This window comes from Pseudoalteromonas sp. TB64, assembly GCF_000498095.1.
Lineage (GTDB): Bacteria > Pseudomonadota > Gammaproteobacteria > Enterobacterales > Alteromonadaceae > Pseudoalteromonas.
This window is the reverse complement of the sequence record NZ_AUTQ01000096.1, coordinates 1-14,030: the sequence shown is the minus strand read 5'-3', so window position 1 is coordinate 14,030 and position 14,030 is coordinate 1. Positions and strand designations below refer to the sequence as shown.

The following is a 14,030-nucleotide window of genomic DNA, read 5'->3' as shown; positions in this document are numbered from 1 at the left end:
CCGCCACTGCCTTCAATCTGAGAAACGCCAGGAGTTGCTAATAGTTTTCCGCTACTAGCCATGCTTGGTACGCTTATCAACAATAGAGCGCATGCTATAAAGCTCTTAATTTTTGGCATAATAATCATTTAACCATTCTTCTAATAGCTCTGCTTTTAAAGGTCTACTGAGGTAATACCCCTGAGCATGGTCGCACTGCATATCTTTTAGTAAGTTTAACGAGCCGAGTGTTTCAACACCCTCAGCTACAACCGAGAAACCTAATTGGTGCCCTAACGTGATTGACGATTGCACTATAAATTGATCTTTTTGCGATTCATCAAGTTTTAAAATAAAACACTTATCTAACTTAAGCTCGTCAATAGGTAGCATTTTTAAGCGCCCTAGTGACGTTTGACCTACACCGTAATCATCTAAAGATATTTTAACGCCAATTTCTTTTAAGTTTTCGAGCGCTTTAATCCCTTTTTCTTCATTTTCAATCATATCGCGCTCAGTTAGCTCAATAGTGATTAATTTAGGGTCTACTTTATATTTTTTAAGCGTACGAACTAACGCTGAATGAAATCCAGGGAAAGCAATATCTTGCGCTGATACGTTAATTGCAGCTTGTAAATTAATGCCCTTCAATTGCCAATCGGCAACTTGAGCCACAACGGTATTAACAACCCATGCTGTTAGCTCAACAATTAAACCTGACTGCTCCGCTAAATCAATAAACACTTCAGGGTTAACCCAACTGCCATCTTTACGTTGCCAACGAATTAAAGATTCAACTTTATCTATTTTCTGCGTTTTTATATGTAATTTAGGTTGATAAGTCATAAATAACTGACCATCATCATCGCTAATTGCTTGCTTTAGTTCATCAAGCATTATTAAACGATCTAAATGTGCTTCATCTTCACCTATTTGATAATAATGAATACTTTCGTTTTTGTTGGCTGCGCTATCTACTGCTATCAATACACGGCGCATTAAGTCATCGCTCATCGTACCTTGAGACGGATACTGTAAAATACCTGCACTGAAACGTAAGCTAATTTTTAATTTTTGAATAGTATAACAAGACTGTAGCTGCGCTATTAAACCAACTACACCACTTTTAAGCTCTCTTGCGGCTGCGGTTGGGAATACAGTTAAAAATTCATCTCCGCCAATACGGGCATGAAAACCGCCTAATTCATCTGAAAACTCAGCAATACGACACGCAACCGCTTTTAAGCAGTCGTCACCAATACGCGGACCTAACTTATCATTAATATGACGAAGCCCTTTTATATCAATTGCAACCAATGTGTATTCCACATTATCTTTTAGTTCGTCATCTAGTACTTCAAGCATGGCTGAGCGATTATAAAAGCCGGTAAGTGAATCGTGTCGTGCTTGGAAATTAATTTGCTGCTCACGCTGGTTAATATCGTTACCCATGCTACTAAACGCCTCAGCTAGGGTCGCTATTTCTGTACTTTGTTTTTCGCCTTTAAACTCAAAACTATAATTACCTTGTGCAAACTGCCTTGCAATTACAGCCAACTGAGAAAGCGGCGTAGTTAAATTATTAGCAAGTAAACTACTTGTAATTACACCTACAAACATAGTCAAAATAGCTAATATCAGTAAAGTAAATAATAGCTTTTCGAAGTCGCTATAACCTTGTGTTAAATCGGCGCTGAGTAAAATAATAATTGGGTGGGTAACTAAAGAAGTAAGCTCAATATCTAGATTGCGATACACCAGATATTCACCAAAAAAACGCGAGGTCGTCACCGTATTAAAATAATGAACAGGGTCAAATTGAGCAGGTCGTTTTATTAAGGAGCTAATAACTAAATCGTCTGCACGGCCAATAAAGCTGACATCCATGCCAGTTAAGCTTTTAAGTTCACTCGCTACGCTATCATCTATTTTAAAGCCAACTAAACTATAGGCAACCGTGCGAGGGGCTTTTACTGGAAGCAAAATAACTTGGTATAGTTCTTTATTTAAAATAGCAAAACTAGATTGTTCTGGCGTATTTAATAACTCTTTAGTTAATGGCTGCAAGTCATGCTCAAAATGACCTTCGTTAGTATTTGCCGAAATTAACTGACCCGACAAATCAATCAACAGCATAAGCTCTGCGTCTATACGCTGGCTATGGTTAAACAAAACACTGCTTATAGTACCTGCATCGCGGGTCGCAACAGCTTGTTTAAAGCCAAAGTCAGAAGTCAGTACTTTTGCAGCAGTTAACAGTAAGCTTTCTTTTGATTTTAAGTATTGCTTATAAACACTTTGCGCTACTTTAATATCTTGGTTTACTTTTTCTTCTTGAAACTTACTTGTAGACCACAAAAAACTAAAGAGGCTAACTAAAGTGGTTAATAGCACTAAGCCTACGCATAAAATAGTTATACGGTTTTTTAAACTATTCGTCATTTCCAGCCTTAAACTTACTACCAAACGTATTACGGGGTTCTGGCGATGAAGTATTAATTGTTACTAGTAATTGCTTTTGAGAATTAATTTTTATAATTTTTTTATTCTCCAATGGTGCTGTTTGTAATGGGTGCCACACGCTCACCTGAGTAGGCAATACCGTAACAGGTAAACTAACGTAACCTTTTTCATCCGTTTTATAAACATACTCACTGTTAGCTACATAAATATAGCCAACCATCGAGTCATGAATATTACAGCCCAAAACAACCACACCTTGTTGTTCAAACGTAATTGGATCTTTTGGTTGTCCTGAATATAACTTTAGCTGAAAAGGTTTAGCTTGCGAAAAAGAATACACGTTATGGCGAATATTATCGCTATTGGGAAAATTGACTTGCTGCCCTTTTTGAACAATAAGTAACTCAGGTAAAAATTGTTTATGAACCTGATCCATAATAGCAACGGGAAGGTTAGATGAAGTGAGCTGATTTTTAATGGAAATTAATTCAACTACTGTATTTGATAACTTTTGACCATGTTGATCTTCAATTACTAATTCAATATTCGCACTTAAAGTAAAGTGGCTAAAAAACAACCCAATACCTAAAAAGTAACGACTTTTTATAAATTTTTGTAATGCCCAACCAAACATAACAACACCTAAATATTAATCTTAGGTTAAGTTAATTGGAGACGAGTACTAATTGCAAGAATTATAGCCCAGTAACTAAAAATAAAAACTTAGCTACTGGTATTATTAATGATTTAGTGCTGCTATTTTATAATTAACCCATAATCGGTATCTAAAATAGAAATAACTTCTTGGCGAGGATCGTCAGGAATTATAATGTCTTTGCCTACAATTTTACTTGCTATACCAACATAGGTATTTGAGACATCAAGCATTACTGATTCAGGTAAAATATAATCTTTTGCTAATTGCTCACGCTCACTCATGCGGTCTTTATTTAATAATACATCACTTTCTGGCACATTATTAATGAGCAATTGGCGAAAACCCTCTTTAGAGTTTTCAACAATTTTACCATCACGATAAGCAGCGTCATCCCAAATACGAGACGAATCAGGAGTACCTACTTCATCAATATAAATAAGTTGTTGTACGCCATTTAAATCCTCTACGTAACCAAATTCAAATTTAGTGTCTACAAAAATTTGATCAAGCTTAGCAAGCTCATCACTAATTAATTTAAAGCCCTCTACTAATAGTTTTTCGTATTTAGTTACATCGTCTGCAGATTTAAAATTAAACACATCTAAATTATTAGTAATATTAGCGCGAGTAATGTTTACATCATCAACAGGTGGAATGTCAGCTACGCCTTCAATAATACCTTTTGTAGAGGGTGTAATTAATACGTTATCGAGTTTTTGATTCGCTTTTAAGCCTTCTGGCAAATCAATTCCACAAAAATTACGAACACCTTTTGCATAGTCACGCCACATGCTACCAGTAATATATTGGCGAGCAATCGCTTCTACCTTTACTGTACTTGCTTTGCGTACAATCCATACGTAAGGATGCGGAATATCAACAATATGATTACCCGCAAGACCCGCTTTATCAAACAACTTAAACCAATGTGATGCAACCGAGTTTAATGCAATACCTTTACCTGGCACGCCATTTAAGCCGTTTTCGCCTTGCCAAATACAATCAAATGCAGAAATTCTATCGGAAATAACCATAATAGCCAGTTCAGTACCCGTTGGTACTTTATAGCCTTTATCTTTAATTAATCGTGCGCTATCTTCATCAGTTAACCAATAAACTGAACGAACTTTACCGCTGTGTACTTCACCTTTGGTGCGAATGGGTAAGTCATCGTTTACGTCTAAAACTTTATAGCTAGTCATGCTATCTCCGGGGTTAGGGATGCTTTTTAAGCAAAGTATGGTTTGGGGTTATATGGCAGTATAATAATCTAGGCTACCGCAAAGCTCAATCGTGAGCTTAAACAAATAAAAGGCATATATTTATATGCTTGTCGCAATGGGGTAAACTAACTTTGCTAACTAGCCTAAGGAGATAGCTTGAATTACCTAACCGCTACTAAAAATAAAAAATACTTAATGTATATTTCTCAAAATTATTCGTACGCTATTTTGAGACCTCTGCAAGCACAAATTTTAGCGCATGGTGGCGAGGTACGCTGGTTTCTGGCAGGTAATGAAGTTGACTCAAAATTTTTAACCACAGACGAGCAGCGCTTAAATACAATAAAAAACGTTAAAAACTGGGCTCCTGATATAACTTTTATACCTGGTAATATAGTACCAAGCTTTATTCCTGGAAAAAAAGTAGCTGTGTTTCATGGTTTTAATTCTGAAAAACGCAGTTCTGAGGGTAACCGTGGTCACTTTACTATTCGTGGCTGTTACGACTTATATTGTACCCAAGGACCAAATACGACGGAGCGTTTTAAAGAGCTTGCTAAACAACATGGCTTTTTTAAAGTAACCGAAACCGGCTGGTCAACGCTAGATCCACTTTTTAGCGAAACCTTAAACAACCCATATGTAAGTAACGATCCGCGCCCTACACTACTTATTTGCTCAACTTTTTCGCGTAAACTATCGTTAGCTCCAAAATTATATGAACAAATTAAGCAATTTAGCGAAGCTGGAAAATGGCGTATTTTAATGCAGTTTCATCCAAAAATGCCAACTGAGTGGGTTGCTAAATACAAAGCACTTAGCAATGAAAACCTAACGTTTATTGAAACCGATAACGTTTTGCCATTGTTACAAGCAGCCGATGTAATGTTGTGTGACACATCATCAGTACTTTTAATGTTTTTATTATTACGTAAACCCGTCGTTACTTTTTGCAATCAAAAACCACAACCTCATTTACTTGATATAACCGATGCAGAAGAAGTAGAAAACGCTATTACACATGCGCTTAGTAAACCCGCCGATTTAATGAAAAATATTGAAGCCTACTGCCAAGAACTACATCCGTATACCGATGGTCAATCGAGCAAACGCGTATTGAATGCAACAAATGAATTTTTACAAAATGACGAAAAATTAAAACCAAAACCGCTTAATATTGTCCGAAACTTTAAAATGCGCAAAGAGCTAAACTACTGGGGTTGGTAAAAAAACATGATGATCGACCTAAAAAACATTACTTTTAAATGGCATAAAAACGATAATAAACCCACGCTTACTATTAGCGAATTAGTAATTAAAAAAGGCGAGCGCGTTTTTTTACATGGTCCAAGTGGTTCAGGAAAATCAACCTTACTTACCTTACTTGCCGGTATTAATACAGCCACCAGCGGCGATATTTTTATATTAAATAAAAACTTAAATACACTTAGCAATACTAATCGCGATGTATTTAGGGCCGATCATATTGGTTATATATTTCAAAACTTTAATTTACTTCCTTATTTAACACCTATCGAAAACGTAATTTTAGGATGTCAGTTTTCTAAGAGTCGTCAAAAAACAGCGCTCAAACAATCAGCCACTCTAAACCAAGAAGCAACAAGATTACTAAATGCTCTTGGTTTAACTGAGCAATATCATAAAAAAGATGTCGCTACATTGAGTGTAGGGCAACAGCAACGCGTTGCTGCAGCGCGTGCATTTATAGGCAGTCCTGAGCTAATAATTGCTGACGAACCAACCTCTGCACTGGACACTAATAACCGCGAAAGCTTTATAAAATTATTGTTTGAACAAGCTAAACATTCAAACAGTACGTTAGTGTTTGTAAGCCATGATGAGAGCTTGCAGCCTTTATTTGATCGCTCTATTAACCTAATTAGTTTGCAGGAGAACATATGATCCTCGCAAAACTTGCCTACAAAAGCTTGTTAAACCGTAAAGCGAGCGTATTTTTGACGCTTTTAACCATTGCTATAAGTGTAATGCTATTGCTCAGCATTGAACGTATCAGAGTTGACGCTAAAAGCAGTTTTAGTAATACACTCTCCGGTACTGATCTAATTGTTGGCGCACGCACTGGCGACATTCAACTTTTGCTTTCTTCGGTATTTAGAATTGGGCATACCAATAATGGCGTAAGCTGGCAAAGCTACGAGTACATAACCAACCAGCGTGGCGTTAAATGGAGTATTCCTATTAGCTTAGGCGACAGCCATAAAGGTCAGGCTGTGCTAGGTACAACGCTCGATTATTTTACTCACTATCGTTTTGCTAAAAAGCAGAACTTAAGCTTCAACAAAGGACATGCTTTTAGTGCGATAAATGAAGTGGTACTCGGCAGTGAAGTAGCCAATAAATTAGGCTATAAACTGGGTGATAACATTGTTATATCGCACGGAATGGGCAACACCAGCTTTCACCACCACAAAGATAACCCATTTAAAGTAGTTGGTATTTTAAATGCCACTGGCACACCTGTTGATAAAACACTGCACATACCGCTTGCCGCTATTGATTTGATTCATGGCGGTGCACCTGCTGAACACGCTGAACACGCTGAACACGCTGAACACGCTGAACACGCTGAACACGCTGAACACGAAAAGCATAATGATTTAACAGGCCATCCAAAGCAAATTACTGCTTTTTTAATGGGGTTCGAATCGCCTTTATACACACTTCAAATTAGGCGCAATATAAATCAATATAAAAAAGAAGCCTTGCTTGGCATCATGCCTACCGTAACACTTAAAGAATTATGGGGAATACTCGCCATAGTAGAAAAAATACTACTGCTGTTTTCAGCCGTTGTTGTATTAGTAAGTTTACTGGGAATGCTAACCACCCTACTTGCTAACTTAAGCCAACGCCGACGAGAGCTTGCAATATTACGCTCTGTAGGTGCTCGCCCATGGCAGTTGTTTACATTAATAAGCTTTGAGTCACTGCTAACCATGTTTATTGGTTGCTTAGTTGGCTGTGCATTATATTATTTAGCTTTGTTTACTGGCGGGTCGTATTTACAAAGCCATGCTGGTATCAGCGTTAACATAGCAATGCTCTCTTACTATGAACTCACTCTTATAGGCGTTATTATGGTTGCTGGTTTTATTATTGGCTTAATACCTGCCACACGCGCTTATTTTTATTCACTCAGCGATGGCATGAGTATAAAAACATAACTATTAGGTACTTTATGACTTTTTTTAAAACAGCACTTTATTACGGCGCTTTAGTAAGCTTACTGCTTACTAGTTTTGTAAGCAGCGCAAATCCACCAAAAGAAATTTTTTGGGAAGACTTAATTCCTAAAAACCATGTGCAAATAGATACTCAAGCACAAGCTAATCACGAAGGTAGCGATCAAAACTGGATACAACCAGACTTAGACGCACCAGTTGTAAAAGAGCTAAATGGTCAATCTGTAAGTTTACCTGGTTTTGTAGTACCACTAGAGGGTGACAGCGAGGTAATTACCGAGTTTTTACTAGTGCCATATTTTGGAGCGTGTATACATGTGCCACCACCACCGCCAAATCAAATAGTGCATGTAACTATTAAAGGCGGCGTACCTATAGATAGCCTATACGACGCAATTGTTGTAACCGGCGTAATAAGTACACAAGCATGGTCGGGCGAAATAGCGCAAGTTGGCTATAAAATGAAAGCGGTAGGCGTAGCACCATTTGAGCTTTAACGTTAATGGTCAGCTTTTAAAGCTGACCATTAAGTATTATTTAATTTAGGTACTGGATAAATTAAGCTAACTTATTTTTGGCAATTTGGGCAAAAAACCGTACTGCGCTGCCCTAGCCGTATTTCTTCTAGTTGCGTTTTACACGTCATACACGGCTGACCTTTACGCCCATACACGAGTAACTGCTGAGCAAAATACCCTGGCTTACCATCACTTTGTGCAAAGTCTTTAAGTGTTGTACCACCTTGTGTAATAGCCGCAGCAAGCGTGTCTTTTATAATAGGAATAAGCGCTTGGTAGCGTTTTAGTGATACTTTACCCGCTTCTAGCTTTGGGTGTATACCCGCTTTAAAAAGTGATTCATTAGCATAAATATTCCCAACTCCAACCACCACTGCGTTATCCATAATAAACTGCTTTACGGGTACTTTTTTATTTCGTGACTGCTCGTACACTCGTTTAGCAAAAAAATCATCCGTAAGCGGCTCCGGACCAAGCTTAGAAAGTAACTTATGTACTTCACCTTGCTCTTGCCATAAACAACAACCAAAGCGACGAGGATCGTTTAAACGCAGCGCTTTACCGTTACCAAAAATAAATTCTACATGGTCGTGCTTTTTTAATGGCTCGCTTTTATCTACTACGCGTAAATTACCCGACATACCTAAATGCAAAATAGTACTGCCCAGCTCGCAATGTAATAATAAGTATTTTGCACGGCGCTCTATTTCAGTCACCATTAACCCTTCAAGTTGATACACGTCATCGGGTACCGGCCAGCGCATACTCGCGTTATAAATATTCACCTTAGTAACAACTTGGTTTTGTACGTGGGGAGTAATGCCCATTCGGCTCACTTCTACCTCTGGTAATTCAGGCATTAATTAAACTCACTTTATGAAAAATCAAAACTAGGAAACAACTGCTTAGCAGTCGCTATATCAAGTGCAAGTACTCGTTGGCTATTTTTTTCGAGTAAATAATAACTCGCATCATCTTTATATAATAAATATACCCATGGAAAACTCTCCCCAGCAAGCTCAAATGTAGCAGCAGACAAAGGTGCTTTAGGGTTAAATACAACAGACTCATTAATATTCATAAGCTCAGTACTTTGCCAATGATTTATTAACTCACCAAGCTGTTGCTCAGATGCTTGCCAAGTAAGCGGGGCATTATCTTGCAATACGGTTGTACGCCAACTTGTGCCTATACGCTCAATTTTTTGATCAACAAACTTAAGCGTTAATACAAAACTTTGTGTTGGTAATATTGCCTGTAAAGAAGGCTCATTAGCACTGCTAAAAAGTTGTTTATGCCAGCCATTTAAAAAGAAGATCATTATTAGCATGGAAAAAATTATAACGTTATTCCAACCTTTACGACCTAGTTGCATATTCACACACCCAATAAATTCAAGATTTTAAAGTGTAACTAAAACTTAATTGCACTGTCTATATGTTAAAGCGCGCATACTTTGTTAGAATATCGACAAATTTAAAGGAGTTCCGTCAATGTCTATGTATGTAGTGGGCCATAAAATCCCAGATTCAGATTCAATTTGTGGTGCAATTGCACTGGCTTATTTAAAAAACCAAATCGATGAACCAGCAATTCCAACGCGTCTTGGTGAAATTTCACCAGAAACTAAATTTATTCTTGATAAATTTGGCTTCGAAGCACCAGAGCTTAAATTAAGCTACGCTGGCGAAGACGTTTTTATTGTTGATCACACAGAAAAAACACAAGCACCGGACGATATCGACCAAGCTCGCGTTGTTGGCGTGGTAGATCACCATAAATTAGGTGATTTAACATCATCTACTCCGCTTGAATGTTGGATCCGCCCTGTTGGTTGTTCAAACACCATTATTAAAATGATGTACGACTTCTACAGTGTAGAAATTCCTAAAGATATCGCTGGTATTATGATGTGTGCAATTTTAAGCGACACTGTAATATTTAAATCGCCAACATGTACCACCGCCGATATTAAATGTGTTGAAGCGCTAGCTGAAATTGCAGGCGTAGAAGATTTTAAAGAACTTGGTATGGATATGTTCCGTGTTAAATCAGCGGTAGAAAACACACCAGCGCGTGATTTAGTAATGCGTGACTTTAAAGACTTCAACATGAACGGTAACCTAGTAGGTATTGGTCAACTAGAAGTAATCGATCTTGCTGTTTTTGACGATATTAAAGCTGATCTTGCAGCCGATATTGCTAAGCTAAAAGTAGAGGGTAACCGTCACTCTGTGTTTTTACTGCTTACCGACATAATGAAAGAAGGCTCAGAAATGCTAATTGTATCTGACGATGCAAACTTAGTTGAGCAAGCTTACGGTGTAAAACCTGAAAATGATAAAGTGTGGTTAGAGGGTGTACTGAGCCGTAAAAAGCAAGTAGTACCGCCACTACAAGACGCGTTTTTAAAAGCATAAACGCCTATAAATACAAAAACCGATATTGTTTTACACTATCGGTTTTTTTATAACTAAAAATTATAAAACTTATTAATTATCCTCGCTGCTACCCACGCTTCCTAAAATAAGTAATACTTAACAACTTATAAATAAAAGAGAAGTGACCATGCTAGATTTTTGGTATAAAGAGTCTCCACCATTTCCAAAAGATCATAAAGACTTTTGGCGCACTCGCTTAATAGCTCACTCTTTGCTTATAACGACGAGTTACTTTTTAGTTTTAACACTGCTAAACCTCTTTTACTTTCAAAGCTACGATATTGCTTTAATTGATGCTTTGGGGCTTTTTGTATCGTTAGGTATTTACGTCGGCTTTAATAAATCGACCAATGTAAACGCTGCTGCATGGGCTGTAACACTAATGGTTTGCGGCTTAATTATATTGTTTATAATTTCTGTAGGTGGGCATGCGCATTCTTTATTTTGGGCTACGTTAATTCCTCCTTTTGCATTTTTTTTAGTTGGTAGAAACTGGGGAAGTGCATTAAGTGCCGTCGCTTTTATTGTTTGTGCATATCTTGTTTACCAACAACAACAGCAAACCATAACGATTGGTTTAGGCTCTTTATTTAATGTGATTGAAGTAAGCCTTGCTCATATTTTGATTTTTAGATTTTACGAAAAAACACGTTTTTCAGCCTATAATCGCTTATCAATCCGTAACCTTGAAATTCAACAACTTGCAGAAACAGACAAATTAACAGGATTATACAACAGACAAAAGTTTGATTTTGAGCTCTCAAAATTAATTGCTAACAATGCAAACTCGACCACCGACAATGCTAATATCGTACTAATTTGCGATATAGATCATTTTAAAAATATAAACGATACCTATGGTCATTTAGTTGGCGATAACGTACTTACTGGGTTTGCAAAAATACTAAAAGAAAAGCTCACAAATAATGCTCTTATTGCACGATGGGGCGGCGAAGAATTTACTATTATTTTATCAAATACATGTTTGAGTGATAGCGTTGAACAGGCGAATGAATTACGCGAATATATAGCCAAAAACACAATTACAAATATAGCGTTTACTATCAGCATTGGTTTAGCTACTGTACAAAAAGACGATACCGTATTAAAACTGTTAGAGCGGGCAGACAAAGCACTATATAAAGCTAAAAATAATGGGCGAAATAAAGTATCTGTAAGCGATAATAACTGCGTTATTACCGCCAATTCTGCCCAACCAAGCGGGCCTATAACACAAGCTTAAGCGTACTGCCCTGCAGCAAATCCACAACTCCATGCATACTGAAAATTGTAGCCGCCCAGCCAACCTGTTACATCGGTTACTTCACCTATAAAATATAAACTTTCGGCTTTTTTAGCTTCAAACGTTTTTGAACTTAACTCATCAGTATCTACACCACCTAGGGTAACTTCTGCTGTTCTATAACCTTCGGTGCCATTTGGTTTAATTTGCCAACCATGAATGTAACTCACTAACTCATCAATTTGGGCATGTGTAAGCTGATTAATATTACAATCTGGAATCGCTTTGCTTTCATGCAGTATTTCTATAAAACGTTTAGGTAAAATTGTCGCAAGGCTATTTTTTAAAGACTTTTGGGCTTGCGTTTCGCGCCAATCAGTAAGTTGCTCTCTTAGGTTTATTTCAGGTAAGAGATTGATAGTTACAGCCTGCCCTGCTCGCCAAAATGAGCTTATTTGTAATATTGCAGGACCTGATAAACCACGGTGAGTAAATAATATATTTTCTTTAAAGGTAGTACCGTTTTCGCTTGAAACTTCACATGGGATGCTAATTCCCGAGAGCCCTTCAAAACGATCTTTATCATGCTGATGCAAGGTAAACGGCACCAAGGCTGCCATCGTTGGCAAAACATTTAAACCAAATTGCTCAGCAATTTTATAACCTATTGGGGTTGCACCTAGTTTTGGCATGGTTAAACCACCCGATGCAATTACTAACGACTCACAGTTAAGTGTTTCTTGCTCTGTAATAACGCTATAGCCGATTTCTGTTTTTGAAACGCTAAGTACTTCGTTGCGTAGCTTTATATTTACCCCAGCCCATTCGCATTCGGTAAGTAAAATATTAACTATGTCTTGTGCGTTGTTATCGCAAAAAAGCTGACCCAATGTTTTATGGTGATAAGCCAAACCATGTCTGTCCACCAGCTCAATAAAGTCATGCTGTGTATAGCGACTCAAACACGACTTAACAAAGTGAGAATTTCCGCATAAGTAGTTATCTGGTGTTGCATTTTCGTTTGTGAAATTACAGCGTCCACCCCCACTTATTAAAATTTTACGACCTGGTTTTTTACCCATATCAAGTACTGTAACACTTCGACCTCGGTACCCTGCCTGTGCCGCACACATCAATCCGGCAGCTCCCGCGCCTATTACTATTACATCTACTTGGGTCATTAATTTATCTCATTAAAAATTTTTTTAGATTATAGCAAATTTAAACATGTTCAACGTATCGAAATAACTATTGGTAATATCACAACAGATTAAATCTATTCTATTTAAATAAAATAATAAAACACACCAATAAGTAATACTTTGTAACTTATTTAATTTTAACAGGTAAATACTAAATAACGACAAAGACCCTATGTACCTTAGTTATAACCAAATGAAATAGGTACATAATGAATTGATATTTTAACTTATTTAACAAATGCTTTACTTTTGTTCCCGCAACGTGAAAATTAATCACGGAATAACTAATAAAACTAGGGATAATTATGACGACAAGTAAAACCTTTAAAAAGTGCGCTATCGCATTAACGCTAAGTACACTTTTTGCAGCAACATCAAGCATTGCTACTCCAACTCAAGACGCTTTACCTTCAATGACTGATATGTCAGCAAAACTACAAAGCCAAAGTGGGCTAGAAACGCAGTTCATTATTAAATATAAAAATAACAGTAATGATATGGCTAGTTTATCAACAGCTGATGCAAGCCCATCAGGTATGAACAAACGTGCACAAAGTTTTGTTAAAAACTTTTCATCTAAAAAAGGCAAAGTAAAAGGTAAATATGTACGCGCTATGGCGCTTAGTAATCACCATGTAATGCGTGCCGATAAAAAATTAAGCGCTGCAGAAGCCCAAGTATTCATGCAAGAAATGGTTGATTCTGGCAATGTTGAGTACATTGAAGTAGACCAAATGTTAAAGCCTTTTTCTACTCCTAACGATCCTCGCTTTGACGACCAATGGCATTACTATGAGCAAGCTGGTGGTTTAAATTTACCTACCGCTTGGGATACAGCAACAGGTAGCGGTGTAGTTGTTGCGGTACTTGATACAGGTTACCGCCCACATGCAGATTTAAACGCTAATATTTTACCGGGTTACGATATGATTTCTAACCTGTCGGTAGCAAACGACGGCGGTGGTCGAGATAGTGATGCGAGCGATCCAGGTGATGGTGTTGCTGCAAATGAATGTGGTTCAAATAGCGCTCAAAATTCTAGCTGGCACGGTACGCATGTAGCCGGTACAGTTGCCGCT

General features: G+C 37.5%; 13 protein-coding genes and 1 pseudogene. 7 read left to right on the top strand and 7 right to left on the bottom strand.

Translation table 11 applies throughout. From position 1 onward, the window contains the following. The 4 genes and pseudogenes from L647_RS1000000126345 to L647_RS0106865 all read right to left on the bottom strand — a co-directional run. Positions 1-119: pseudogene (locus L647_RS1000000126345) on the bottom strand (DUF3034 domain-containing protein); the annotation flags it as partial. Next, a complete protein-coding gene (locus L647_RS0106875) occupies positions 106-2,421 on the bottom strand; it encodes an EAL domain-containing protein (RefSeq protein WP_024610511.1) in 2,316 nt (771 codons plus the stop codon). The gene L647_RS0106875 and the pseudogene L647_RS1000000126345, both read right to left, overlap by 14 nt. Beyond that, positions 2,411-3,076, bottom strand: a complete 666-nt coding sequence (locus tag L647_RS0106870; protein ID WP_024610510.1) for a methylamine utilization protein — start codon at positions 3,074-3,076, stop codon at positions 2,411-2,413. The genes L647_RS0106875 and L647_RS0106870 overlap by 11 nt, the downstream gene beginning before the upstream one ends. Positions 3,077-3,198: 122 nt before the next feature. Continuing rightward, positions 3,199-4,302, bottom strand: a complete 1,104-nt coding sequence (locus tag L647_RS0106865; protein ID WP_024610509.1) for a phosphoribosylaminoimidazolesuccinocarboxamide synthase — start codon at positions 4,300-4,302, stop codon at positions 3,199-3,201. A gap of 177 nt (positions 4,303-4,479) precedes the next feature. Between L647_RS0106865 and L647_RS0106860 the strand changes: the two genes are divergently transcribed. The 4 genes from L647_RS0106860 to L647_RS0106845 are packed head-to-tail and all read left to right on the top strand — an operon-like array spanning position 4,480 to position 8,044. Next, entirely contained in the window at positions 4,480-5,550 is a 1,071-nt protein-coding gene (locus tag L647_RS0106860; RefSeq protein WP_024610508.1) for a CDP-glycerol--glycerophosphate glycerophosphotransferase, read from the top strand. Positions 5,551-5,559: 9 nt separating this feature from the next. Next, positions 5,560-6,246 carry an ABC transporter ATP-binding protein gene (locus L647_RS0106855; protein WP_024610507.1) on the top strand — a complete coding sequence of 229 codons (687 nt, stop codon included), beginning with the start codon at positions 5,560-5,562 and terminating at the stop codon, positions 6,244-6,246. Next, positions 6,243-7,529, top strand: coding sequence for an ABC transporter permease (locus L647_RS0106850; RefSeq protein ID WP_024610506.1), 1,287 nt, complete (start codon positions 6,243-6,245; stop codon positions 7,527-7,529). The genes L647_RS0106855 and L647_RS0106850 overlap by 4 nt, the downstream gene beginning before the upstream one ends. Positions 7,530-7,543: 14 nt before the next feature. Beyond that, a complete protein-coding gene (locus tag L647_RS0106845) occupies positions 7,544-8,044 on the top strand; it encodes a DUF3299 domain-containing protein (protein ID WP_024610505.1) in 501 nt (166 codons plus the stop codon). Positions 8,045-8,115: 71 nt separating this feature from the next. Here the strand turns inward: L647_RS0106845 and mutM are convergent, their stop codons facing one another. After that, positions 8,116-8,925, bottom strand: a complete 810-nt coding sequence (gene mutM, locus L647_RS0106840; protein WP_024610504.1) for a bifunctional DNA-formamidopyrimidine glycosylase/DNA-(apurinic or apyrimidinic site) lyase — start codon at positions 8,923-8,925, stop codon at positions 8,116-8,118. Positions 8,926-8,939: 14 nt separating this feature from the next. Next, positions 8,940-9,440 (bottom strand): hypothetical protein, encoded by a 501-nt coding sequence (locus L647_RS0106835; RefSeq protein WP_024610503.1) that lies wholly within the window; start codon positions 9,438-9,440, stop codon positions 8,940-8,942. Positions 9,441-9,558: 118 nt separating this feature from the next. Here L647_RS0106835 and L647_RS0106830 point away from each other — a divergent pair, with 118 nt between their 5' ends. Both L647_RS0106830 and L647_RS0106825 read left to right on the top strand, forming a co-directional pair. Beyond that, complete coding sequence (locus tag L647_RS0106830) at positions 9,559-10,485, top strand: manganese-dependent inorganic pyrophosphatase (RefSeq protein ID WP_024610502.1); 927 nt, start codon at positions 9,559-9,561, stop codon at positions 10,483-10,485. A 148-nt stretch (positions 10,486-10,633) separates the two neighbouring features. Then, positions 10,634-11,749 (top strand): GGDEF domain-containing protein, encoded by a 1,116-nt coding sequence (locus tag L647_RS0106825; RefSeq protein ID WP_024610501.1) that lies wholly within the window; start codon positions 10,634-10,636, stop codon positions 11,747-11,749. Here the strand turns inward: L647_RS0106825 and L647_RS0106820 are convergent. Next, a complete protein-coding gene (locus L647_RS0106820) occupies positions 11,746-12,930 on the bottom strand; it encodes an NAD(P)/FAD-dependent oxidoreductase (protein ID WP_024610500.1) in 1,185 nt (394 codons plus the stop codon). The two genes, L647_RS0106825 and L647_RS0106820, sit on opposite strands and share 4 nt — an antisense overlap. Before the next feature lie 326 nt (positions 12,931-13,256). Between L647_RS0106820 and L647_RS0106815 the strand changes: the two genes are divergently transcribed. Beyond that, on the top strand, positions 13,257-14,030 hold a 774-nt coding region (locus tag L647_RS0106815), incomplete at its 3' end, for a S8 family serine peptidase (protein ID WP_024610499.1).